The organism is Cellulomonas sp. McL0606 (assembly GCF_058248365.1).
Map to the genome: position 1 here is coordinate 2741909 of NZ_CM177779.1, position 23257 is coordinate 2765165.

Annotated in this window: 17 protein-coding genes and 5 pseudogenes; 8 read left to right on the plus strand and 14 right to left on the minus strand. The window is 72.9% G+C overall.

Annotated features, from left to right (window positions below):
• Positions 1-4: 4 nt before the first annotated feature.
• The 3 genes and pseudogenes from AC38ZX_RS14035 to AC38ZX_RS14045 form a co-directional block, all read right to left on the minus strand.
• Positions 5-844 (minus strand): transglutaminase family protein, encoded by an 840-nt coding sequence (locus AC38ZX_RS14035; protein WP_426592516.1) that lies wholly within the window; start codon positions 842-844, stop codon positions 5-7.
• A complete protein-coding gene (locus tag AC38ZX_RS14040) occupies positions 841-1770 on the minus strand; it encodes an alpha-E domain-containing protein (protein ID WP_426592517.1) in 930 nt (309 codons plus the stop codon). Before AC38ZX_RS14040 ends, AC38ZX_RS14035 begins: the two co-directional genes overlap by 4 nt.
• Positions 1764-3354: pseudogene (locus tag AC38ZX_RS14045) on the minus strand (circularly permuted type 2 ATP-grasp protein). The gene AC38ZX_RS14040 and the pseudogene AC38ZX_RS14045 overlap by 7 nt, the downstream one beginning before the upstream one ends.
• Positions 3355-3475: 121 nt before the next feature.
• On the opposite strand from AC38ZX_RS14045, the gene AC38ZX_RS14050 reads away from it, so the two are divergent.
• A complete protein-coding gene (locus AC38ZX_RS14050; protein ID WP_491294917.1) occupies positions 3476-3967 on the plus strand; it encodes a type II toxin-antitoxin system PemK/MazF family toxin in 492 nt (163 codons plus the stop codon).
• A 222-nt stretch (positions 3968-4189) separates the two neighbouring features.
• Complete coding sequence (gene rpsT / locus AC38ZX_RS14055) at positions 4190-4450, plus strand: 30S ribosomal protein S20 (RefSeq protein ID WP_426592520.1); 261 nt, start codon at positions 4190-4192, stop codon at positions 4448-4450.
• A gap of 192 nt (positions 4451-4642) precedes the next feature.
• Here rpsT and AC38ZX_RS14060 read toward each other — a convergent pair whose 3' ends face one another.
• Positions 4643-5818: a helix-turn-helix domain-containing protein gene (locus AC38ZX_RS14060; RefSeq protein WP_491294918.1), complete on the minus strand. Its 1176-nt coding sequence runs from the start codon at positions 5816-5818 to the stop codon at positions 4643-4645.
• Positions 5819-6054: 236 nt separating this feature from the next.
• The gene (locus AC38ZX_RS14065; protein ID WP_426592522.1) at positions 6055-6195 is read right to left on the minus strand and encodes a hypothetical protein; all 141 of its coding nucleotides are present in this window, start codon (positions 6193-6195) and stop codon (positions 6055-6057) included.
• Positions 6196-6406: 211 nt separating this feature from the next.
• On the opposite strand from AC38ZX_RS14065, the gene AC38ZX_RS14070 reads away from it, so the two are divergent.
• Both AC38ZX_RS14070 and AC38ZX_RS14075 read left to right on the plus strand, forming a co-directional pair.
• On the plus strand, positions 6407-7135 hold the full coding sequence (locus tag AC38ZX_RS14070; RefSeq protein ID WP_426592523.1) for an EAL and HDOD domain-containing protein: 729 nt from the start codon (positions 6407-6409) through the stop codon (positions 7133-7135).
• A 103-nt stretch (positions 7136-7238) separates the two neighbouring features.
• Positions 7239-7856: an EAL domain-containing protein gene (locus tag AC38ZX_RS14075; RefSeq protein ID WP_426592524.1), complete on the plus strand. Its 618-nt coding sequence runs from the start codon at positions 7239-7241 to the stop codon at positions 7854-7856.
• 30 nt (positions 7857-7886) lie between these two features.
• Here AC38ZX_RS14075 and holA read toward each other — a convergent pair.
• The 5 genes and pseudogenes from holA to leuS all read right to left on the minus strand — a co-directional run bounded on the left by holA (position 7887) and on the right by leuS (position 15522).
• Positions 7887-8887 (minus strand): annotated as a pseudogene (gene holA, locus AC38ZX_RS14080) (DNA polymerase III subunit delta).
• 19 nt (positions 8888-8906) lie between these two features.
• Positions 8907-10496 carry a ComEC/Rec2 family competence protein gene (locus AC38ZX_RS14085; protein WP_491294919.1) on the minus strand — a complete coding sequence of 530 codons (1590 nt, stop codon included), beginning with the start codon at positions 10494-10496 and terminating at the stop codon, positions 8907-8909.
• 17 nt (positions 10497-10513) lie between these two features.
• Positions 10514-11464 (minus strand): helix-hairpin-helix domain-containing protein, encoded by a 951-nt coding sequence (locus AC38ZX_RS14090; RefSeq protein WP_491294920.1) that lies wholly within the window; start codon positions 11462-11464, stop codon positions 10514-10516.
• 301 nt (positions 11465-11765) lie between these two features.
• The gene (locus tag AC38ZX_RS14095; RefSeq protein WP_491297432.1) at positions 11766-12638 is read right to left on the minus strand and encodes a DegV family protein; all 873 of its coding nucleotides are present in this window, start codon (positions 12636-12638) and stop codon (positions 11766-11768) included.
• A pseudogene (gene leuS, locus AC38ZX_RS14100) lies at positions 12635-15522 on the minus strand (leucine--tRNA ligase). Before leuS ends, AC38ZX_RS14095 begins: the two are co-directional and overlap by 4 nt.
• Positions 15523-15589: 67 nt before the next feature.
• Between leuS and AC38ZX_RS14105 the strand changes: the two are divergent.
• Positions 15590-17317: a helicase HerA-like domain-containing protein gene (locus AC38ZX_RS14105; protein ID WP_491294921.1), complete on the plus strand. Its 1728-nt coding sequence runs from the start codon at positions 15590-15592 to the stop codon at positions 17315-17317.
• Here AC38ZX_RS14105 and AC38ZX_RS14110 read toward each other — a convergent pair.
• From AC38ZX_RS14110 to AC38ZX_RS14120, 3 genes and pseudogenes are all read right to left on the minus strand, one after another.
• Positions 17255-18496 (minus strand): MFS transporter, encoded by a 1242-nt coding sequence (locus AC38ZX_RS14110; protein ID WP_491294922.1) that lies wholly within the window; start codon positions 18494-18496, stop codon positions 17255-17257. The genes AC38ZX_RS14105 and AC38ZX_RS14110 overlap by 63 nt on opposite strands.
• Before the next feature lie 82 nt (positions 18497-18578).
• Positions 18579-19262 (minus strand): annotated as a pseudogene (locus AC38ZX_RS14115) (metal-dependent transcriptional regulator).
• A gap of 19 nt (positions 19263-19281) precedes the next feature.
• Positions 19282-19785 carry a hypothetical protein gene (locus tag AC38ZX_RS14120; RefSeq protein WP_491294923.1) on the minus strand — a complete coding sequence of 168 codons (504 nt, stop codon included), beginning with the start codon at positions 19783-19785 and terminating at the stop codon, positions 19282-19284.
• 116 nt (positions 19786-19901) lie between these two features.
• Here AC38ZX_RS14120 and AC38ZX_RS14125 point away from each other — a divergent pair, with 116 nt between their 5' ends.
• The gene (locus tag AC38ZX_RS14125) at positions 19902-20267 is read left to right on the plus strand and encodes a hypothetical protein (protein WP_491294924.1); all 366 of its coding nucleotides are present in this window, start codon (positions 19902-19904) and stop codon (positions 20265-20267) included.
• Between the two features lie 798 nt (positions 20268-21065).
• Here the strand turns inward: AC38ZX_RS14125 and AC38ZX_RS14130 are convergent.
• Positions 21066-21842, minus strand: a complete 777-nt coding sequence (locus AC38ZX_RS14130) for an LLM class F420-dependent oxidoreductase (RefSeq protein WP_491294925.1) — start codon at positions 21840-21842, stop codon at positions 21066-21068.
• Between the two features lie 77 nt (positions 21843-21919).
• On the opposite strand from AC38ZX_RS14130, the gene AC38ZX_RS14135 reads away from it, so the two are divergent.
• Positions 21920-22291, plus strand: a complete 372-nt coding sequence (locus AC38ZX_RS14135; protein ID WP_491294926.1) for a VOC family protein — start codon at positions 21920-21922, stop codon at positions 22289-22291.
• Between the two features lie 130 nt (positions 22292-22421).
• A pseudogene (locus AC38ZX_RS14140) lies at positions 22422-23253 on the plus strand (CHAD domain-containing protein).
• The last annotated feature ends 4 nt before the right edge of the window (positions 23254-23257 follow it).

Genomic DNA, 23257 nt, shown 5'->3' on the forward strand with positions numbered 1-23257 from the left:
CCGATCAGGCCTCGCGCGTGATCTGCACCGTCACGGACGTGTCCTGCGTGCCCGCGCCCGCGAAGATCCCGCGCAGCGGCGGCACATCGTCGTAGGACCGTCCGCGTGCGATCACCACGTGGTGGTCGCCCACGACCGCGCGGTTGGTGGGGTCGTAGGCGAACCACTCGCCCACCCACCACTCGACCCAGGCGTGCGAGTCGCCGCTCACGGTCGTGCCGATCGCCACCTCGTCGTCCGGGTGCAGGTAGCCCGACACGTAGCGCGCGGGGATGCCGATGGAGCGCAGCGCACCCGAGACCAGGTGCGCCAGGTCCTGGCAGACGCCGGCGCGCTTGGCCCACGCCTCGGCGGCCGGGGTGTGCACCGTCGTCGCGCCAGGGATGTACTCGACCTCGTCGCGCAGCGCGTTGCTCACGGCGAGCGCGGCCTCGGCCGGTGGCAGCTCGGACGCCACGCGCTGGGCCAGCTCGACGACCTCCTCCGGCGGCGTGGTGGTCGGCGTGTCGGAGAGGAACTCTGCCAGCCGGTCGCGCAGCTCGGCGCCGCGCAGGGTCTCCCAGCCCGCCGGGCTCTTCAGGGGGAGCCGGTCGGCCACCTCGACCACGTGCTCGGCGGTCACCACCATCGACTCGTGCGGCGTGAGCACCTCGAACGCCGACACCGCCGTTCCCCAGTAGTCGCGGTACTCCGACCAGCCCGTGTGCGGCTGCACGTCGATCCTCGACTCGAGCACCGTCTGGCCCTGCTGGGTCAGCGGCGTCATGCGAGCCTCGTTGTACGACGCGAGGACGGGGCTCGCGTACTCGAACGACGTCGTGTGCACCACGCGCAACCGGCTCACAGGGCCTCCCCCACCCAGTTCGTGGCGGATCCGCTGGGGAAGTACCGCCCCCGGATCGCGTCCGATGCGGCCGAGCAGGCTCGTTGCACGCGTTCCATCTCCTTGGGCAGGGCGTCGAGCACCTCGATCAGCGGCCGGTACTCGAGGTTGGTCCGGACGTAGCCTATGTGGCGACGTGCGTCGTCGACCGCTGCCCGGTCGGCCGTCGGCTCGAGCGCCGCCAGGCACGACTCGGCCTGGTTGAGCGCGAAGACGATGGACCGCGGGAAGAGCTGGTCCGTCAGCAGGAAGCCGGCCGCGCGCTCGTCGGAGGCGGCGCCGCGGTACATCCGCAGGAACGCCTCGTGCGCGCCGCAGGACCGCAGGAGGGTGGTCCAGCTCGGGCCGGCGGAACCCGCCAGGGCCCGGGTGGTCAGGAGCCGGGCGGTCATGTCCGCGCGCTCGATCGACCGGCCCAGCACCATGAAGTTCCAGGTGTCGTCCCGCGACGTCGCCGAGTCGGTGATCCCCGCGACCACGGCCGCCCGTTCGCGCACCCAGGTGAAGTAGTCGTGCGGACGCGCCGGTCGCATGTGCGACGGCAGCTGGTTCCACGTCGCGTTCAGCGACTCCCACAGCTCGGTCGAGATGGTCTCGCGGGCGCGCCGGGCGTTCTCCCGGGCCGAGACGAGGGAGCCGGCGATCGACGACGGCGCGAACCGGTCGTACGCGAGCATGTCGAGCACGTACTCGCGACCGACCTCGACGTGGCTCGGCTCGGCCGGCCGGTCCATCACGGACAGCAGCGATCGGCAGGCCAGGTCCTCCTCCGCCCAGGGGTCCTCGAGGAGGATCTGGACGTGGACGTCGAGCAGGCGTGCGGTGTCGTCGGCACGCTCGACGTACCGCCCGATCCAGAACAGCGACTCCGCGATCCGACTCAGCACTCGCCACCACCTCCGACACGGAACGCGAGACCTTGCTGCTGCTGCATGACCTGGGCACGCACGTCGTTCGGGTTCGAGTCGATCGGGACCGCCTCGTCCTGGGCGACCGACTGCGGCAGGTCGGAGCCGTGCCGGACCGCGCGCCGCGGGACCGCGCCGCCCAGCACCCACGTGTCCTTCGAGCCGCCACCCTGCGACGAGTTGACCACCAGCTTCGCCCTCGGGCAGGGCCACGCGGGTCAGGCCGCCGGGCAGGACGAACACCGACTCGCCGTCGTTCACCGCGAACGGTCGCAGGTCGGTGTGGCGGGGTCGCAGGTTGTCGCCGATGAGCGTCGGGATCGTCGAGAGCTGGACCACCGGCTGCGCGATCCAGCCTCGAGGGTCGTCGCGGAGCCGGACCCGCAGCGCCGCCAGCTCGCTGCGCGACGCCCGCGGTCCGACCACGAGGCCCTTGCCGCCCGAACCGTCCACCGGCTTGACCACCAGCTCGTCGAGGCGGTCCAGCACCTCCTCGAGCGCGTCGGGCTCCTCGAGCCGCCACGTGTCGACGTTGCGCAGGATCGGCTCCTCCGACAGGTAGTACCGGATGAGGTCGGGCACGTAGGTGTAGACCAGCTTGTCGTCGGCGACCCCGTTGCCCACCGCGTTGGCGATGGTGACCGTGCCGCTGCGTGCGCAGGTCATCAGCCCCGGGCTGCCCAGGAACGAGTCGTTGCGGAAGACGACCGGGTCCAGGTAGTCGTCGTCCACCCGGCGATAGATCACGTCGACGCGGCGGCGGCCCTGGGTGGTGCGCATCCAGACGCGTCCGCTCGCGCAGAACAGGTCCCGACCCTCGACGAGCTCGACGCCCATCATCCGCGCGAGCAGCGAGTGCTCGTAGTACGCGCTGTTGAAGACCCCGGGCGTGAGCACGACGACCGTCGGCTCGTCGACCCCGTTCGGGGCCGCGGCGGTCAGCGCGGCCAGCAGCCGACGGGGGTAGTCGGCGACCGGCCGGATCCGCAGCGCCGCGAACAGCTCGGGGAACGTCTGCGCCATCGCCCGGCGGTTGGAGAGCACGTAGCTGACGCCCGAGGGCACCCGGACGTTGTCCTCGAGCACCCGCCAGCCGTCGAGGCTGTCGCGGATCAGGTCGATCCCCGAGACGTGCACGCGCACGCCGTTCGGTGGGGTGATGCCGCGGGCCGCTCGCAGGAAGTTTGTCGACGAGACGACGACGGAGCGTGGGATGACCCCGTCGGCGATCGCCTTCTGGGGGCCGTAGACGTCGGCAAGGAATGCCTCGAGCGCCCGAACGCGCTGGGCGACCCCGGGTGCGACGTGCTCCCACTCGTCCCCGGCGACCACGCGCGGGACGACGTCCAGGGGGAAGGGGCGCTCCTCGCCGGCGAAGTCGAAGGTGACACCCTGCGCGAGGTAGGACCGGGCCAACGTCTCGGCCCGCGCACGCAGCTCGCCGGCGCTCAGCTCCGACAGGGCCGTGTGCAGACCCTTGTAGGCCGCGCGCGATCCCCCGTCGGCGTCGATCATCTCGTCCCAGGCGACGCCCGCTGGGTAGTCCTCGAACAGGTCCGCCATGTTCCGGACAGTATCCGCCCGGTGATAACGGCGCGTTACGAAGCCCCGCACGGAGTAACAGGACGCGCACGTGGACGGACTAGGGTGCGACCGTCTGCGCCCGGACCGGTAGGTTCGCCCGGTGACCGGATCGACGCGCTGGGCGGGGCTGCGCCGCCTGTGGGGCCGGCTCGTCGGCCGCTCCCCAGCCCCGACCGCCGAGCGGATCGTCCTGCCGGACCACCACGGCGTCGTCCGTCCGACGTACGCGCCGCGGCGCGATGGCGACGCGGACCCGGGCGAGATCGTGTGGGGCTGGGTGCCCTACGAGGAGGACGCGTCCCAGGGCAAGGACCGGCCCGTCCTCGTGATCGCCCGCAACGGCGTGGCGGTGCTCGGCCTGATGCTCACGAGCAAGGACCACACGCGCAACGCCGCGGCCGAGGCACGCCACGGGCGCGTCTGGCTGGACATCGGCTCCGGGTCGTGGGACGCGCAGCGCCGACCGAGCGAGGTCCGGCTCGACCGCGTCGTCCAGCTCCACCCGACCGCGTTCCGGCGCGAGGGTGCCGCGATGGACCGCGCCCTGTTCGACGAGGTGACCGCGGCGCTGCGCCGGTGCCACGGCTGGTGAGGATGTCGGTGAGGATGTCGGGTGAGATGCCGGTCCAGGTTCCGTCGAGTGGTTTCGGGATGGACCGGCTCTCCTGGTAACATGGATCTTCGCGTGTCCGCCCGGGTCGGCGGGCACAAGCCCAGTTCCTCTCCGCGGGTGTCCCCACGCCCCAGTCCCGGAGCTGTGTGCGCCCTCTAGACCTGTCAGATCGCTTCGGCGAACGCACAAGAGAGTCCCTACGTGGCCAACATCAAGTCCCAGATCAAGCGCATCACCACCAACGAGAAGGCGCGCCTGCGCAACAAGGCGGTGAAGTCCGAGCTCAAGACGCACATCCGTCGCGTCCGTGAGGCCGTCGCCGGTGGCGACAAGGACGCAGCCAGCACGGCGCTCGTGTCCGCCTCGCGCAAGCTCGACAAGGCCGTCTCCAAGGGAGTCATCCACTCCAACCAGGCGGCCAACAAGAAGTCGGCGCTGGCCAAGTCGGTCGCCTCGCTCTGAACTTCCCCGCGAACGGGGTCGGCGCTCGTCGCCGGCCCCGTTTTCGTCGTCCTTGCGACCCGCGTGTCGTCGCCCAGGCGGCATCTGGGGACATGACCTCGAGAGCGGTCGCCGGTTCTGGTCCGCGACGGTCCGCGACGCGACGAAGGCGCCATCCGCGACGGATGGCGCCTTCGTCGACGTGCAGTCCGATCAGGCCAGCGACCAGGTCTCCCAGGAGCTGAGCGGAACGGTCGGCCGGAAGCCGGCTTCGCGCAGTGCCCGGTCGTACGCGTCGGCGGCACCGGAGGTGTCGCCGTGCAGCGCGTAGCGGTCACCGAGGTCGCGCCAGGCAGCCGCAGACTGCCGTGACGCCGACATCATGCCGAGCATGTCTGCCGCGAGGCGGTAGGCACGTGCGGACCCCTCGAGATCGCCCCGGGCGTGCAGGGCGTCCCCGAGCGAGAGGTGCGCGATCGCGGTCTCGACGCGCGGGGGTTCGCCGAGACGGAGAGCTGCGCTCGCGTACTCCTCGGCGGCGTCGATGTTGGCCAGCAGGAGGTGCGCCCGCGAGCGCTCCACGTCGACGCGGGCGAGGTCCAGCTCCGATCCGAGGACGGACAGGTCCGGGGCTGCACGCTCGATCTGCTCGAGCGCCGCCGTCGGCTCCGCCGGCTCGGAGCGCAGCAGGAGCCACGCATAGTTGAGCCTGAGCCGCGGCAGGTCACGATCGGGCTCACCCTCCGAGAGGAGCGCGAGCGCCCGCTCGGTGTAGCGCTGGGCCAGCTCGTAGTCGCGACGCTGCTCCGCCACGAGAGCCGCGTTCCAGTAGACGCTGCCCCGTCCACGCGGCGTGCCGAGCGACTCGGCGAGCCGCACCGAGTTCGCCGCCCGGTGCGTGGCGTAGAGGAGATCGCCACGCTCGACATACGCCCAGAGCACCGTGGACGCCAGGCGCAGGTGCCCGTCCGTCCCGGTGAGCTCGGCGGCCTCCAGCTCGGTCAGCGTGTGCTCGCCGACCTCGACAGCACGGTGCAGGTCGCCGGCCTCGAGGTAGGACGCGACGAGCGCGTTGGCCAGCTTGGCCGACTCGACGTGGTGCGACCGGCTGCGCGCGTCCTCGAGCAGGGGCTCGAGGATGGCCACGGCGGACTCCAGGTCACCGAGTCCTTCGTGTGCGCGGGCCAGCGTGGTGAGGGCGTCGACACGAAGCGTCGGCGACACGATGTCGAGGTCGAGGACCTCGAGCCGTCGCTTGGCGCCCGCGGCGTCGCCCTGGGTCAGATCGAGCCGTGCGTAGTCGATCTCCAGCCGGGTCCGCGCCTCGTTCGGTCCGTCCTCACCGTGCTTGAGGAACTCGAGGGTGGTGCCCAGTCGGATGGCGAGCACAGCAAGGGCGGAATCGGTGGGTTCCCGATGCCCCGCCTCGATCAAGGAGATGTAGCCTCGGGGAGAACGCGGACCCGGCAAGCGCGGTCTGAGACAGTCCCGCAGCGAGCCTGGCGTCGCGCACCCGGTCAGCAATCGTGGTCATGGTCAGTCATTGTATGTGTGACGTGCACAACATGCACCACCCCTTCGGGGGGTGATGATGTGACGGGGACCGCGTGCATGGCTGTGGGTGCTTACTGGGCGAGCCGGCAGCAGCCGCTCGCCCCACCGTTGACGTGGACGGGGGCCGCCGACGCGGCGGTCGCGCCGGTCGTCAGACCGAACGTGACGACGAGCGCGGCGATGGCGAGGGCGGACTTGAGGGAACGGGACATGATGGATCTCCTGTCAATTTTCACAACGGGCTAGGTCAACACCATGATGACCGATCCGGGGGCCACTGGTCCGCCACATGTCGGTTTGTGAAGAGGATCGGGTGAAACTCACCGGTCTGTCACCCGTTCGATCGGGACCTTGGGCCCAGTCCTGAGAATTCCACCCACAGTTCCTCGTTCATAGGCTCGAACTTGTGATGTCATAGTGCGCATGACACCGGACGACGCCGACGGCAGGCTCGCGGACCTCGCGGCTGCGGTGGAGGACGCCATCCCCCTGGCGCTCCGCCAGGAGTGGTCGCAGCGCATTGCTCGCGAGCCGGTGCTCGTCGCCCGCCAGGGGATCTTCTCGGAGCACGGCAGGCCGTTCGCCTACCAGCTCTCGTTCCGGTCGCCCGACCAGCACACGGCGACCGCGACGACGTGGAACGCGCACCAGCACGAGCGCGCCACGGCACACGTTCTCGGCGCGACGTTCGGGCGTGTCGACCTGGAGCACGTAGCCCACGGGCGGCTGCTCTTCGTGCGCTGCCCGCGGGCCTACCTCGTCGGTGAGCTACCGGTCCCGAGCCGCCCAGATCGCCTGGTCATCGAGATCAACGACGGTGTGACTATCGATCCCGCGGTGATCACCGGAGTCCGCCGGCTGCGCGAGCAGGGCTTCCGGATCGCGGTCCCGTCGTTCGTCAGCAACCCCAACCAGCGCCGCCTCCTCCCACACGCCGACTTCGTCAAGATCGACGTCCGCGACCTCGACGTCGAGGGGCCGCCGGTCGTGCACCTGGCACGCTCCTACGGCGCGCTCCTGATCGCCGAGTTCGTCGAGAGCGCAGACACGCTGCGGCACGCCCGCGACCTCGGATTCACGCTGTTCCAGGGGAACCTGCTCGAGCGGGCCGGTGTGCTCGACCGCGCCGGCGCCCCGCGCGTGAACCACTAGGCCGCATCGGCGTCCGGACACAACACCCCGGTCACACGGTGTGCGTCCGATCGGGTGACTGGCGTCATAGATGTCGCACACGGCGCTCTCATCCAGCGTGACCGTGGCCGCAGTCTCTCCCCGAACCCCCGCGAGGCTCCCGATCGCGCGCCAGCCGATCTGGAACACCGACGGCACGTTGTACGGCAACGAGTTCCTCTACCGGTCGCGGGACGGCTTGCCCGCCCAGGTCGACCGCTGGCGCTCGGACCGGCAGGACATCGCCACCGCCTCCGTCCTGGACGTGCTGTTCGGTGACGGACCGCCCCGCGACCGTCACCCCGCATTCGTGAACGTCACCCGCTCGTTCGTGGTCAACGACCGTCCGCTGCCTGCACATGCGGGTCGGCTCGTGCTGGAGATCGTCGAGTCCGTCGCGGCGGACGACGCCGTCCTCGCCGGCCTGGCCCGGCTGAGCGCCCGCGGCTACAAGATCGCGATCGACGACTTCGCGGCCGAACCCGACCAGATCGCGATGCTCCCGTTCGCCGACTACGTCAAGATCGACGTCCGCGACGTCGATCGCGTCGGACCGCACATCGTGGATCTCGCCCGGCGCGACGGAGCGGTGCTCGTCGCCGAGCGGGTGTGCAACGACGCCCTGGTGCAGGAGTGTCGGGCCCTCGGATTCGAGCTGCTCCAGGGAGACGTCCTGGGGCCGGCACTGACCCTGACTGCGTGACGAACTTCACCCATACGGCCTAGTGGCGGCTCAGCCGACGGATCCCGCCACCCGCAGCACGGCGCGTTCGACGGCGAACCGCGGGTCCCGTCCCTCCCCCTTGACCTCGGCGTCGGCCTGCGCGACCGCCGAGATCGCACCGGCCAACCCCTCCGGCGTCCACCGTCGTAGGTCCGCCATCGCCCGGTCGGTCTGCCAGGGCGCCAGCCCGAGGTCCCGCAGGGCGCCGGCGCCACGCCCGCGGACCGCCGCGACCTTGGCCAGCACGCGGAGCTTGGCGGCGAGCGCGGCGACGATCGGGACGGGATCCACGCCGGTGGCCAGCGCGTGCCGGAGCAGCGCGACAGCCTGTCCCGCGTTGCCGGCGACGGCCGCGTCGGCCACCCGGAAGCCCGTCGCCTCGATCCGACCGCCGTAGTACCGCTCGACGACGTCCGCACCGATCAGGCCCGACGTGTCCGCGACAGCCGAGCGCACGCTGCCGCGAGCTCGCGCAGGTCGCTGCCGACGGCGTCGACGAGGGCGCGCACGGCGGCGGCGTCCGCGCGTCGAGCCGCCCGGCGCAGCTCGGCCGTGACGAACGCGCTCTTGTCCGAGTCGGACTTGATCACGTCGCAGGACACGACGGGGACGCCCGTGGAGCGCAGCAGGTCGAGCAGCTTCTTGCCGCGGACTCCGCCGCCGTGCCGCAGGACGAGCACCACCCCGGGCGGCGGGGCCGCGACGTACGCCGTGACGTCCGCCAGCAGCTCGTCCGGCCCCTTCTCCAGGGCATCGACCACGAGCACCTTGTCCTCCGCGAAGAGCGACGGGCTGGCGACGACGCCGAGCGTCCCGACGACGTAGTCGGCGCCCTCGAGCCTGGTCACCTCGACCCCGGGGTCCGCTGCCCTGGCCAACGCGATCACCCGGTCGACGGCGCGGTCCGCCAGCAGCCCCTCGGCGCCGCTGACGAGCAGGACCGGGGCGAGCTCGACCGCGTCCCAGGAGACTCCGGCCGGTGCGGCAGGACGGCGGGTGGCGGGAGGCACGCGTACAGCCTGCCAGACGTCACCCACGCCGCCTCGCCACGAGCAGCCGAGCTGTGCAGGCGCCGGCGACGGCCAGCAGGACGACGCCTAGGGTCCCCTGCTGCCACGCCAGCTGGGCGCCGGGCGCGGCAGCGGCGAGGCGAGCGACGGCGCCGACCCACCAGCAGGCCGCGCCCGCCGGGAGGGCCAGCGCGTGCGCGGCCCAGGGGCAGACCGGTGCCAGGCAGCCGGCGGCCAGACCGAGCACCGTCGCCGGCGCGACGGCCGGGGCGACCAGGAGGTTGGCCGGGATCGCGTACACCGCCACGGTCGGCGTCGCGAGCAGGATCGCCGGTGCGCAGACGAGCTGGGCCGCGACCGGCAGCGCCAAGGCCTGCGCGGGGCCTCGACCGAGCCGACCCGACCAGCGCTGCGCGAGCGGGCCGCCGAGGAGCACGAGACCGCCTGTGGCCAGCACGGACAGCAGGAAGCCGAGCTCGCCGGCCAGCCACGGGTCGGTCACCAGCAGGACGACGACGGCGGCGCACAGGGCCGGCGGCGCACGGTGCGGGCGCCCGAGCAGCAACCCGGCAGCGGCCACCAGCCCCATGGCCGCCGCGCGGACCACGCTGGGCGACGGGTGCACCAGCACGACCATGGCCGCCATCGCCGCGACGACGAGGACCACGCGCGGTCCGCGCGGCAGCCGGGCCGCGGTCGCGAGCGTGAGCACGAGCACGGCGACGAGCGAGAAGTGCGCCCCCGAGACCGCCGTGACGTGCGTGAGCCCCGCGACCTTCATGTCGGCGACCAGGTCGACCGGCACCCCGCTCGTGTCGCCGACCGTCAGCCCGGGCAGGAGAGCGCGTGCGTCGCCGGGGAACCGGTCGGCGAGGTGGACGACCTCCCGCCGGACGCTGGTCGCGACCGAGTCCCAGCGCGCGGGGTCGGAGACGATCTCGGGGTCCGCGCTGGTGAGGAGCACCGCGACGACCCGTCCGCCGGGCTGACCCGGCTGCAGCCGACCCACCACCCGGACGCGGGCGCCGTAGGGCACGGTCGCCACGGCGGGCGGTCCGAGCACGAGGACCTGTCCGACGGCGCCCGACACGCGCCCGTGGGCCGCGGCACCGTCGACGGCGAGGGTGCACCGTGCTCGGGGCGGGGCGCCCGGCCACGTCGGCGGCAGGACGGCCGGTTCACCGACCACCCGGCCCGTCAGCACGCCCGTCGACTGCGCTGCCACCAGCCGGGGCAGCAGGCCGAGCGATCGGGCGTGCGTCTGGGCCGCACCCGCACCGAGGATCGCCGCGACGGCGAGGAACGCGAGCGCGACCGCCGCGCCGGCCCGGGCCCGTGCGGCCGAGGCACGTCCCCGGTGGCGCGATCGTGCGCTGGCGGCGATCGTTGCGCCGATCACGGCGACGAGGACGCAGCCACCTGCCGCGACGGCGGCAGTCCCGGGTGCCAGGCGGACGACGGCGAGCGCGGCCGGCCATGCGCCGAGCGCGGGTAGGGCGAGTCGCAGGTCGACCGTGACCGGCGGATCATGATCCCCGTCCGCGGACGGTGCCGGAGCCGGCGCGGGTTCCGGCGGACCGGGTCGCGCGGGCCCGGTCGCCCGGCGCACGCCAGGTGGCCCCGTCGTCACACGCGCACCAGGTCGCGGAGGCGGTCCAGGAGGGTCGGTCCGATGCCGCTCACATCGCCCAGCTCGTCGACCGAGGTGTACGGACCGTCGTCGCGGTGGGCGACGATGCGGGCCGCGAGCACGGGTCCGATGCCCGGGAGTGCGTCGAGGGCCGCAGCATCGGCGGTGTTCAGATCGACACGTTCGTCCGTCGGCTCAGCACTCGGACCGACGACCGGCACGGTCTGACCGGGCTCGGGCACGACGATCTGCTCGCCGTCGACCAGCAGCCGGGCCAGGTTCAGCCCGCCGACCTGGGCGTCGGCGGTCGGACCGCCTGCCGCCGTCACGGCGTCCACGACGCGGGACCCGGCCGGCAGGCGCACCACCCCCGGCGTACCCACCGCACCGACCACGTCGACGACCACGACGGTGTCCGCGCCCACGGACGGTGCCGCCGTCGGCGGGGGTGAGCCGTCGGGCACCGGGACCGGGAGCGCGACGGGCGCCCCCGGCGCGGCGGACGCGGCCCGGAGCGCGACACCGCCGGCGAGGAGGAGCACGGCGAGCCCTGCGACGCCCGCGAGCCGCCAGGACACCGACCACCGCAGTCGTCGGCGGGGGTGCCCGCCGTGCGCTCCGCCGTGCACGGCGGCGTAGGTCTGCGCGGCGTCGCGCAGCGCGGCGGACGACCGCGTGGGAGGTTCGGGCGCCCCGGGCCTGACCGGCCATGCCTGCGTCGGGCCGAGAGCCTCGAGCGCGACGGCGTCGACGGCGTCCGATACCGGCGGCTCGACGGGCGCCGACCACGGGAGCGGGTCACCCGGCACCTGCGGCGCGACACCTTCCGGTGGCCGGCTCTCGACGACCGTGCGCATCTCGGCCACCGCGAGTGATCGCCCGCTCGATCGGGCGACGTCCGGCACCCAGCCGGCCGGCCTCGTCGCCGACGTCGTGGTGCTCGTCACGGGCGTGGCGACGCTCGTTGCCGGGGTCGCCGTGCTCGTTGCCGTCGGTGCGGTGCTCGTCGCGAGCGTCCCGGTGAGCGCGTCGAGGCGTCGACGAACCGTCCGGGTCAGCCACGTTCTCGGCGCAGCACCTGGCGACCGTAGGTCGCGCGGACCGCGCTCGGACGCGTGCACGCACGACGTGCCCGGGCCCGCCCACCGTCCGGGTGCTGTGGTCGGCTCGGCCGTGCTCAGGCGTCGGCGACGACGATGCCGAGCACGCCAGGCCCGGTGTGCGCGGCGAGCACAGCGCTCGACTCGCTCACGACGGCTTCGACGAGGCGGTCCCCGAGTGCGGCGACGACTCGTCGACGAGCGCCTGGGCGACGTCGGGCTGCTGGAGGTGGTGCACGGCGATGCGGGTGGCCGTCCGCGCCGAGGCGTCTGCCACGGCGAGCGCCACGAGCCGGTCGCGACCCGCGCGCCGCGTGCGGACCTTCTCGAGGAGCTCCACGCGACCGTCCGTGAGGGTGAGGATCGGGCGCAGCCCCAGCACGGCGCCGAGGGCCGCCGCAGGAGCGCTCAGGCGGCCCCCACGGCGCAGGTGGTCGAGCGAGTCGACCAGGAACCAGACGCGTGCGGACCCGGCGGTCCGGTGCGCGAGCGCGGCCACGTCGGCGGCCGTGTGCGCGACCGGGTCGGTCCGGTGCCGGTCCTGCCACCGGCTGCGCGCGACCGCCAGCCGGCCGGTCGGGCCGGGGGCGGGCTGCTGTGCGGCGAGCCGGGCAGCCTCGATGACCGCGAACCCGAGGACCATGCCGACGGCGCGCGAGTCGACGACCTGCACCGACACCGGCGACGACGCCGCGGCGAGCCGAGCCGCGCGCACGGTGCCCGAGAGCTCCCCGGACAGGTGCACCGAGACGATCTCGTGCGCCCCGGCCGCGGCTGCGCGTTCGTAGGCGGCCGCGAACGCCGCCGGCGGGGGCTGCGAGGTGGTCACCCGGCGCGACCCCTGCCTGAGCGCGGCGAGCAGCTCGGCCGGGGTCAGGTCGATGCCCTCCACGTGCTCGACACCGTCGACGATGACGTCGAGCGGCACGACCCCGATCCCCCAGCGCTCCGCGACCCCGGCAGGCAGGGACGCCGTCGAGTCGGTGACGACCGCGACCCGGGAGAGCGCCTGGCGGCTCAGACCGGCACCACGTTGACGACTTGGGCGCCCGGACGATGACGGTGCGGACGTCACGTCCGTCGAGTGCCCGCTGCACACCGACGTCGGCGAGGGCCAGGGCGCGCAGGTCGTCGTCGGACACGTCGACGGCCACCTCGAGGCGGCCACGCACCTTGCCCTGCACCTGCAGGATGCAGGTGACCCTCTCCTCGACCAGGTAGGAGGGGTCGGCGACGGGGAACGGCGCGTGCGCGAGCGAGGCGTCGTGACCCAGCCGCTGCCACAGCTCCTCGGCGACGTGCGGCGCGACCGGCGCCGCCATCAGCACGAGCGGCTCGACGGCGGCCCGCGGCGTCGTCGGCAACGTCGTGAGGTGGTTGTTCAGCACGATGAGCTTGGCGATCGCGGTGTTGACCCGCATGGCCGCGAGGTCGGTGGTGACGTCGGCGATCGTGCGGTGCAGGAGCCGGAGGGTCTCCTCCGACGGCGCCTCATCGGTCACGACGACGGCACCCGTGCCCTCGTCGACGACGTTGCGCCAGAGGCGCTGCAGGAACCGCTGCGCCCCGACGACCGCACGCGTCTCCCACGGACGCGACAGGTCGAGGGGACCCATCGACATCTCGTAGACGCGCAGGGTGTCGGCGCCGTACTCCGCGTACATGTCGTCGGGCGTCACGGCGTTCTTCAGCGACTTGCCCATCTTCCCGTACTCACGGTCGACGGGTTCGCCGTTCCACCGGAAGCCGTCCGGCGTCTCGACGACCTCCTCGGCGGGCACGTAGACGCCCCGCGCGTCGGTGTATGCGTACGCCTGGATGTAGCCCTGGTTGAACAGCGTGTGGAACGGCTCGCCGCTGGAGACGTGTCCCAGGTCGTGCAGGACCTTGTGCCAGAACCGGGCGTAGAGCAGGTGGAGGACGGCGTGCTCGACGCCCCCGACGTACAGGTCGACGCCGCCGATCGAGCCCGGCTTCTGCTCGCCGTGCCCCGGGCCCATCCAGTACGCCTCGAGCGCCGGGTCCACCAGCACCACGTCGCTCGTCGGGTCCAGGTAGCGGAGGTAGTACCAGCACGAGCCGGCCCAGTTGGGCATCGTGTTGGTGTCGCGACGATAGGTCTTCGGCCCGTCGCCGAGGTCGAGCGTGACGTTGACCCAGTCGTCGTTGCGACCCAGCGGCGGCTCGGGCGTCGAGTGCGCGTCGTCGGCGTCGAACGTGCGCGGCGCGTAGTCGGGCACGTCCGGCAGGTTCACGGGCAGAGCCGACTCGGGGACGGCCAGCGGCAGGTCGTGCTCGTCGTACACGATCGGGAACGGTTCGCCCCAGTAGCGCTGACGGCTGAACAGCCAGTCGCGCAGGCGGTAGGTGACGGTGCCCTCGCCGACGCCGCGGGCGGCCAGCCAGTCCGTGATCGCGGCCTTGGCGTCCGGCACGGACAGCCCGTCCAGCGAGATCTCGTCGTTCGACGAGTTGATCGTCCGACCGTCGCCGGTGCGCGCGCCCGCGGGTGCGTCCGGCGGTGCGTCGACGGTGTAGACGACCGGCAGGTCGAACGCCTCGGCGAACGCGAAGTCGCGGACGTCGCCACCGGGGACGGCCATGATCGCGCCCGTGCCGTAGCCCAGGAGGACGTAGTCGGCCGTGAAGACGGGCAGCAGCTCGCCGTTCACGGGGTTGGTGGCCAGGTGTCCGGTGAACACACCGGTCTTCTTGCCGGCGTCGGCCTGACGTTCGATGGCGGACTTCGACGCCGCCTCGGCGCGGTAGGCCGCGACCGCGTCGACCGGGCTGCGGTGCCCGCCGGTCCAGGTGTCCTTGGTGCCGTCGGGCCAGGCCACGGGCACCTCGTCCAGCAGTGGGTGCTCCGGCGCGACGACGACGAAGGTCGCGCCGAACAGGGTGTCCGGCCGCGTCGTGAAGACCTCGACCTGCTCGCCGCCCTGCACCGCGAACCGGACGCGCGCACCGTTCGAGCGCCCGATCCAGTTGCGCTGCATGGCCTTGACCTTCTCGGGCCAGTCGATGTGCTCGAGGTCGTCCACCAGCCGGTCCGCGTAGGACGTGATCCGCATGTTCCACTGCCGCAGGCTGCGCTGGAACACCGGGAAGTTGCCGCGCTCGGAGCGTCCCTCGGAGGTGACCTCCTCGTTGGCCAGGACGGTGCCCAGGCCCGGGCACCAGTTCACGGGCGTCTCGGAGACGTACGCCAGGCGGTGCGTGTCCAGCACGCGCCGGCGCGCGACGGCGTCGAGGCCGGCCCACTGCGCGCCACGGGCCCCCGAGTCGTACTCGGCGACGAGCTCCGCGATCGGGCGCGCCCGGCCCGTGCCGCCGTCCTCGCGCGGCGCGTCCTCGTCGTACCAGGAGTCGAAGATCTGCAGGAAGATCCACTGCGTCCAGCGCACGTACCCGGGGTCGATCGTCGCGAACGAACGCCGCGAGTCGTGCCCCAGGCCCAGGCGACGCAGCTGGCGCTGCATGATCGCGATGTTCGCCTCGGTGCTGGTGCGGGGGTGCTCCCCCGTCTGCACCGCGTACTGCTCGGCGGGCAGGCCGAACGCGTCGAACCCGAGCGCGTGCAGCACGTTGTCGCCCTGCATCCGGCGGAACCGGCCCACCACGTCGGTGGCGATGTACCCCAGCGGGTGCCCGACGTGCAGGCCCGCGCCGGACGGGTACGGGAACATGTCCATGACGAAGAACGCCGGCTGCGCCGGGTCCGCGTTGCGACCCTCGCCGTCCGTCAGACTGCCCACCGGGTTCGCGGCGTAGAACGTGCCACGCGCCTCCCACGCGTCCTGCCAGCGGAGCTCGATCTCGCGCGCGAGAGCGGCCGTGTAGCGGAACGGGACGTCGTCGGACGTCGTGGTGGCGATGGTGTCGGGGGCGTCCTGCGAGGTCACCGTCCGAGTTTACCGGGACGCGTTCGCCGGTCGGGTGCGGCGACCACGTCGGCCGTATGCTCCGGAGATGTCGGACAGCACGCCGTCGTCTGCCCCCGTCACCCCGACCGCGGACCTCGCCGCCCTCCGGGCCGCTGCCGCGCAGGCCGCCGCCGATGCTGCGGAGGCCAAGGCCCAGGCGGCCGCGGCGGCCTTGGCAGCGGCCGAGGCTGCGGCCGGCGCCGCTCCGGCGCCCGCCCCGCAACAGCCCGCGGACCTCTCCCCGCACGCCGCCGAGGTCCGCGCCGGCTACACGTTCCCCGGCCCGATGCTCACGATCGGCGCGCTGGTCGAGGACGACGTCGCGGTCGCCGGCGCCCCGGTCGGCATCCCCCTCGCGATGATGAACCGGCACGGCCTCGTCGCCGGCGCGACGGGCACCGGAAAGACGAAGACGCTGCAGGTGCTGGCGGAGGGGCTCTCGGCGGCCGGCGTGCCCGTGTTCGTCGCCGACGTCAAGGGGGACCTGTCCGGGTTGGCCGTCCCGGGCGTGCCGAGCGAGAAGATGCTCGCCCGCACGTCGAGCCTCGGGCAGGAGTGGGTGGCAACCGCGTCGCCGGTCGAGTTCCTCAGCCTCGGCGGCCTCGGCGAGGGCGCGCCCGTGCGCACCACGGTGACCGACTTCGGGCCGCTGCTGCTGGCCAAGGTGCTGGGGCTCAACGCCACGCAGGAGTCGAGCCTGGGCCTGATCATGCACTGGGCCGACACGCAGGGGTTGGCGCTGCTCGACCTCAAGGACCTGCAGGCGACGATCGCGTACCTGGTCAGCCCGGAGGGCAAGCCGCAGCTCGCGGGCATCGGCGGCCTGTCGGCGGCGACGGCGGGCGTGATCCTGCGCGAGATCGTGGGCCTGCAGGGGCAGGGGGCCGACGCCTTCTTCGGGGAGCCCGCGTTCGACGTGTCGGAGCTGCTGCGCACCGCCGCGGACGGTCGTGGCGTGATCAGCGCGCTCGAGCTGCCCGCGGTCCAGGACCGGCCCGCCCTGTTCTCCACGTTCCTCATGTGGCTGCTGGCCGAGCTGTTCCAGGCGCTGCCCGAGGTGGGCGACCCGGACAAGCCGAAGCTCGTGTTCTTCTTCGACGAGGCCCACCTGCTGTTCACGGGCGCCTCGAAGGACTTCCTCCTCCAGGTCACGCAGACCGTCCGGCTCATCCGGTCGAAGGGCGTCGGGGTCTTCTTCGTCACCCAGAGCCCGAAGGATGTGCCCTCCGACGTCCTCGGCCAGCTGGGCAACCGCGTCCAGCACGCGCTGCGCGCGTTCACGCCCGACGACGCCAAGGCGCTGCGCGCGGCCGCAAGGACCTTCCCGACCTCGCCGTACGACCTCGAGCAGCTGCTCCAGTCGCTCGGTACCGGCGAGGCGGTGGTCACCGTGCAGTCCGAGCGCGGGACCCCGACACCCGTGGCCTGGACCCGGCTGCGAGCGCCCCAGTCGTCGATGGAGCCGATGGGCGCGGCGCTGTCGTCGGCCGTCGCCGCCTCGCCTCTGTCCGGACGCTACGGCGCCGCCGTGGACCGCGAGTCCGCCTACGAGCTGCTCTCCGCCCGGGCCGCGGCCGCGCAGGCGCAGGAGGCCAAGGAGGAGGAGGCGAAGGAGGCGCAGGAGCGCGCCGACGAGGCCGAGAAGGAGGCGCGACGGCCGGCGCCGCAGCGATCGACCAGCCGCACCAGCCCGCTGGACAGCCTGCTCAGGTCAGCGGGAACTCAGCTCGGGCGTGAGATCACGCGCAGCCTCTTCGGCACCCGCCGGCGCTGAGGCGGCCGAGCCGGCGAACGACGGCGGCGCGCCGCGGCCCGCCGCGAGGACGACGACCAGGCCCATCGCGGTCAGTCCCGCACCGACCCACGCCGGCGCCAGGTAGCCCATCCCGCCGGCGATCACGAGGCCACCGGCGAAGGCACCCGCGGCGTTGCCGAGGTTGAGCGCGGAGTGGCACAGGGCCGCGCCGAGCGACGGGGCCGCGGGCGACACGTCCATCAGCCGCGTCTGGAGCGAGAGCCCGAGCACCTGCGACGTCACGCCGAGCATCACCAGCGCGAGCACGGCGGGTACCGGGGAGGAACCGACCAGCGCGATGGTGACGAGCACGACGATCGTCGCGACCATGCTGCCGATCACGGTCCCGAGGACCGACCTGTCCGCCAGGCGACCGCCGACGACCGTGCCGATCGTCATGCCGATGCCGTAGAGCGCGAGCACTAGCGGGACGAGCCCGATGCTCAGGCCGGTGACCTCGGTGAGCAGCGGCTTGACGTAGGAGTAGACCGCGAACATCCCGCCGAACCCGATCGCACCGGCGCCGAACGCGATCCACATCCGGCGGTTGCGCAGCGCGGCGATCTCCGTGCGCGGCGTGGTGCCCGTGGCGACCGGCAGGGCCGGGGTCCAGGCCCACAGGGCGCCGAGCGTCACCAGCCCGAGGACGGCGACGCCGACGAACGACCAGCGCCAGCCGACCGTGTCGCCCACCACGGAGGTCAGCGGGACGCCGACGGCGCAGGCGATGGTCAGGCCGGCCATCATCGCGGCGACTGCCCGGCCCCGGCGTTCGATGCCCACGACGGCGACCCCCATCACGGCGCCGACGCCGAAGAACACGCCGTGCGGCAGGCCCGCGAGGAACCGGAACGCGACCAGCATCCCCATGCTGGCCGCCGCCGCGGACAGGACGTTGCCGACGACGAAGGCGGACATGAGCAGCAGCAGGAGTCGGCGTCGGTCCATCCGGGCGGCGAGCACCGCGATGGTGGGGGCGCCGACCACCACGCCGAGCGCGTAGGCCGTGATCGCGTGGCCGGCCGTCGGGATCGGCGCGCCGAGGTCCGTCGCGATCTCCGGGAGCATCCCCATGGTGGCGAACTCCGTCGTGCCGATGCAGAACCCACCGAGCGCGAGCGCGAACAGCGCGGCGCGGGCACGTGCGGGTGACAGCACGGGTGTCCTCCGGGACGAATCGATTCGATAAGGCGGCGGAGGCGCTTCGTCGACAACTCCGGTGGATGCCGCAGAGCCTACGTCACGGCGCGGGGACGAGCCAGATCGCCCGGCCTGCGACCTCACCCAGGTCGACCGTCCGAGCACCACCGGGGCCAACGCGTATCGAGATGACGCCGGCGACGGCACGCCGCTCGACCACGATCACCGGGGCGTCCAGCACCAGGCCGACCGTCTCGACATAGCGCAGCAGCGGGATCGGCGTCGGAGATCCGGGCGACCGCCCACTCCCCCGGCGTCGTGTCCCACAGGAGGGTCGCGGGCGGCGCCTGGACCGCGCCGTCGGCGGCCGGAATCGGGTCGCCGTGCGGATCGCGCAGCGGATGCCCGAGCTGCGCGAGACGCGCTCCACGAACACGTCCGAGACCGCGTGCTCGAGGATCTCGGCCTCGTCGTGCACCTCGTCCCAGCCGTACCCGAGCACCTCGACCAGGAACGTCTCGATGAGCCGGTGCCGGCGGACCACCGCGAGCGCGTGCCGTTCGCCCTCGGCCGTGAGCTCGACCGCGCCGTACGGCTCGTGCGTCACCAGCCCGTTGTCGGCCAGACGGCGGACGGTCTCGGAGACGGTGGACGGCCCGACACCCAACCGGGTGGCCAGCATCTTCGTCGTCACCGGTGCGGTCGACCACTCGAGCGCCGACCAGATCACCTTGAGGTAGTCCTGCGTGACGGCGCTCAGCTCGGGCGTGGTCGGCGTGCTCACCACCCCAGACTAGACAGCGCTACGGGTGCGGGAGGGCGGGCACCGACGGGACCGGCGCGGCGAGCGGCCACCGCAGCCGCGGGAAGACGCTCGCGGTCGTGTCGGGCCGCACCTGGACGATCTGGTAGTCGACGAACAGCCGGGTGCTCGGGTTCCAGCGCAGCACGGTCATCTCCGCCACACCGTTGAGCGGTCCGATGGTCGGCTTGCCCAGGGTCGCACCGGCGGTGCTCGAGCTGATGTAGCGGATGCCGTCGCCGATCTGCTCCGGTCCGTAGCGCTTGTGCAGGTGGCCCGAGATCTGCGCCGGCGAGCAGCCGCGGTCGAGCGTGTTCTCGCCGACGAACGGCGTGTGGATGAGGAGCAGGTCCACCCCGTCCTTCGCGGCGCACGCGGTCTTGGCCAGCCGCGCCGCCTCCTGCGCGGCCGTCTCCTTGGTCGCCTGCGCGGTGCCGCCCGCGCCGACGCGGGTCTCGTTCGGGTCCTTGTCGCCCAGGATCCGCATCCCGTCGACGGTCACCACCGACCCGTCCAGCACCTTCGCCCCGGCCCGCGCAAACCGCTTCGACGTGTCGCTGGAGTCGTGGTTGCCCGGCGACGTGACACTCGACGCCGTTCGGGATCGCGCGGGCGAACGTCGTGACGCAGTACTGCTCGACGGTCGTGCCGTTGAGCGTGTCGTCGCCCGCGTCGAGCACGAGCTGGGCGCCCGACCGCTTGACCAGCGTCGTGATCAGGGGCGCCATCCCGACGTTGCAGTGCAGGTCGGAGATGACGACGATCGTCAGCAGGTGGTCGTCGGACGGCACGGGCTCCTCGGACGGTGTCTCGGACGGACCGGACGGACCGGACGGACCGGCCGTCCCGGAGGGTGTCGGCGCCTCCGACGACTCCAGCGGCTCCGACGATGCCAGCGGTTCCGACGATGCCGACGTCGACGGAGACGCCGACGCTGCGGCCTCGGCCCGCTCGGCCCGGGCGTCCTGCTCGTCGATCAATGCCTGACGCGTGTCCCAGGCCACCTTCAGCGAGGCGTTCGCCTTGGCGTAGAACTCGTCGTTCTTGCGCAGCTCCGCGACCACCTGGCCGCCGTAGGTGTCGATCACACCGCCGAGGCGACCGGTGACCTCGGCTCCCTGCAGCGGCGTGCCGTCGAACACTTCCGAGGTCGGGCGCGAGGCGACCGGCTGCTCGTCGGCACCCACGCTCGACGTCAGCACGGTCGCCCCGACGAGGACCACGAGGCCGGCGGCGACCGCGGCGCGCCGATGCTCCTCCGCCCGGGCCCGCAAGCTCCTCCCACCGGGCCGACCCGACGAGCATCCGCAGCAGCCACCACGCGCCCACGAGCACGACGAACGCGCCACCGGTCCGCACGAGCGCATCGACGACGAGCGCGCGCGCCACGTCCTGCACGGTCGCCCGAGGACCGGAGAAGAACGCCAGGTACGACTGCAGGTCACCGCTGAGCGCCTCGAGCGTCTTGGCCTGGCTCGGCGTGACGGACGCCGGGATCTCCTGCACCGTGACGCGCACGCCCAGGGTCAGGGGCAGGGGCGAGTTGATCAGCAGGGTACCCAGCGGGCCGAGGTCGATGGTGACCGTGTCGTCCGTCGTGACGTCGTAGCGCGCCTCGTGCGGACCCAGGCTGCTCTCGACGGAGGCCGTGGTGACGCCGAACACGAGCGCGACCAGCAACGCCCCGAGCGCGAGCAGGACACGCCGACCCCACCGTGGCTCAGAACGGCGCGCTGGACTCATCGCCTCCGAGCCTAGGCTCGCGGACCCGGCCTGGCTCCCAGGTCACCCGAGTGCGTCGCGCCAGGCCACCCACTGCTCGACGAGCGACAGGTCGTAGTCGGGACCGCCCGTGCCGACCGTGAAGAGCGTGACGCCGGCGGCGACGAGCGCGTCGGCGACCCGGGCGGGCGGCGCGCTGACGCCGACGGACCTCTCGACCAGGTTGGCCGTGTCGCGCCCGACAGCCGTGCCGTGCTCGTCGAGGATCGCGCTCTTGCGCGTCAGCGAGCCGACGTCACCGAACGAGTGCCACGCGTCCGCGTGCTCGGCCACGACGCGCAGCGTCTTGCGCTCGCCGCCGCCGCCGATGAGCACCGGGATGTCGCGCGTCGGCGCCGGGTTGGACGCGGCCCAGCGTGCCTTGATCCGCGGCAGCGCCTGGGCGAGGTCGGCGATCCGGGTTCCCGGCGTCCCGAACTCGTACCCGAACTCGTCGTAGTCCTTCTCGAACCAGCCCGCGCCGATCCCGAGGATCAGGCGCCCGCCGCTGATGTGGTCGACGGTCCGCGCCATGTCGGCGAGCAGCTCCGGGTTCCGGTAGGAGTTGCAGGTGACCAGGGCGCCGATCTGGACGCGGCTGGTCTGCTCGGCCCAGGCGCCCAGCATGGTCCAGCACTCGAAGTGCTTGCCGTCGGGTTCGCCGGAGAGCGGGAAGAAGTGATCCCAGTTGAAGACGACGTCGACGCCGAGGTCCTCCGCGCGACGCACGGCGTCGCGGACCTGGGCGTAGTCGGCGTGCTGCGGCTGGAGCTGGACTCCGATGCGGATGGGGTGCGTCATGGTTCGAGCCTACGTAACGGACAGCGGATGACCTCTTCTGGGGCGATGCTCGTCAGACCGACCCGAGGAGCGTCCCCATGTACATGAAGATCGAGTTCGTCCCCATCCCCGTCTCGAACCTGGACCGCGCCAAGGCGTTCTACGTGGACCAGGTCGGGTTTCACGACGACTACGACATCCCGGTGAACGAGAACCTCCGGTTCATCCAGCTCACCCCGCCCGGGTCGGCGTGCTCGATCGTGCTGGACCTGAACCTGACGCCGATGGCCGCCGGTGCGGTGCAGGGTCTGCAGGTGGTCGTCGACGACGCGGACGCGGTGCATGACTTCCTCGTCGCGAACGGCGTCGAGGCCGAACCGGTCGAGGACCTGCCGTGGGGTCGTTTCACCTACTTCGCCGACCCCGACGGCAACCGGTGGGCCGTGCAGCAGCTCCCCCCGCGCGAGTGAGATCGCGCCCCGGACGAGCGCGTCCGGGGTCGAGCACGGCAGCCCGGCCGCGAGGGCCGGAGCGTGGCGGCGCACGCCGGCCCGTCGTTCCTGGCACGCTCGGTCTCATGACGCCGAGACGCGTGGCCTGATGGGGAACGACGACGCGATCGTCCGCGCGTACCTGGTGCACCACACGGAGGCACTGACCGCGACGGAGCCCGGGCTGCGGTCGGGCGACGTCGACGCCGTGCACGACGCGCGGACGGCCACCCGACGCCTGCGCACCGCCCTGTCGGTCCACGGCGTGGGGGCCGAGCCGTTGCGCGCCGCCCTGCGCGACCTCGGGCACGCGCTCGGTGCCGCGCGGGATCCCGTCGTGGAGCTGCACGCGCTGCGCCGCACGATCGCGACCGAGCCGCCGGGAGCTCGTGCGCGGTCCTGTCGTCCTGCGCATCGAGGAGGACCTCACCGCCGCCGAGCAGACCGGGCTGGACGCGCTCGGCAGCTGGCTGGGGTCGTCCTGGGCCGACCTGACGGCGTCGCTCGCCGCGCCGGACCCCGACGTCGCGGACGTGCGCACGGGTGCACTGCGGGCGTGGCGACGGCTGGACCGGGCGGTCGACGCGCTCGACGCGGCACCCGACGAGGAGCGCGACGAGGCGTTGCACGAGGTCCGCAAGGCCGCGCGACGCGCCCGCTACGCCAGCGAGGTGGCCGCCGAGTCCGTCGGTCGACCCGCGCTCAAGAGCGCCAAGCGCGCCCGCGCGGTGCAGGAGACGCTCGGCGACCAGCACGACGCCGTCGTGCGGCGCGAGACCCTGCGCCGGCTGAGCCTGCAGGCGTTCGCGGATGGCGAGGACACCTTCACCTACGGCCTCCTGCACGCCGCCGCCCAGCGGGCCGGCGACCAGGCCGAGCACGCCGCCCGGCCGCTCGTCGAGCGCGCGATCTCCCCGCGTCACCGGCGGTGGACCCGGTGAGCAC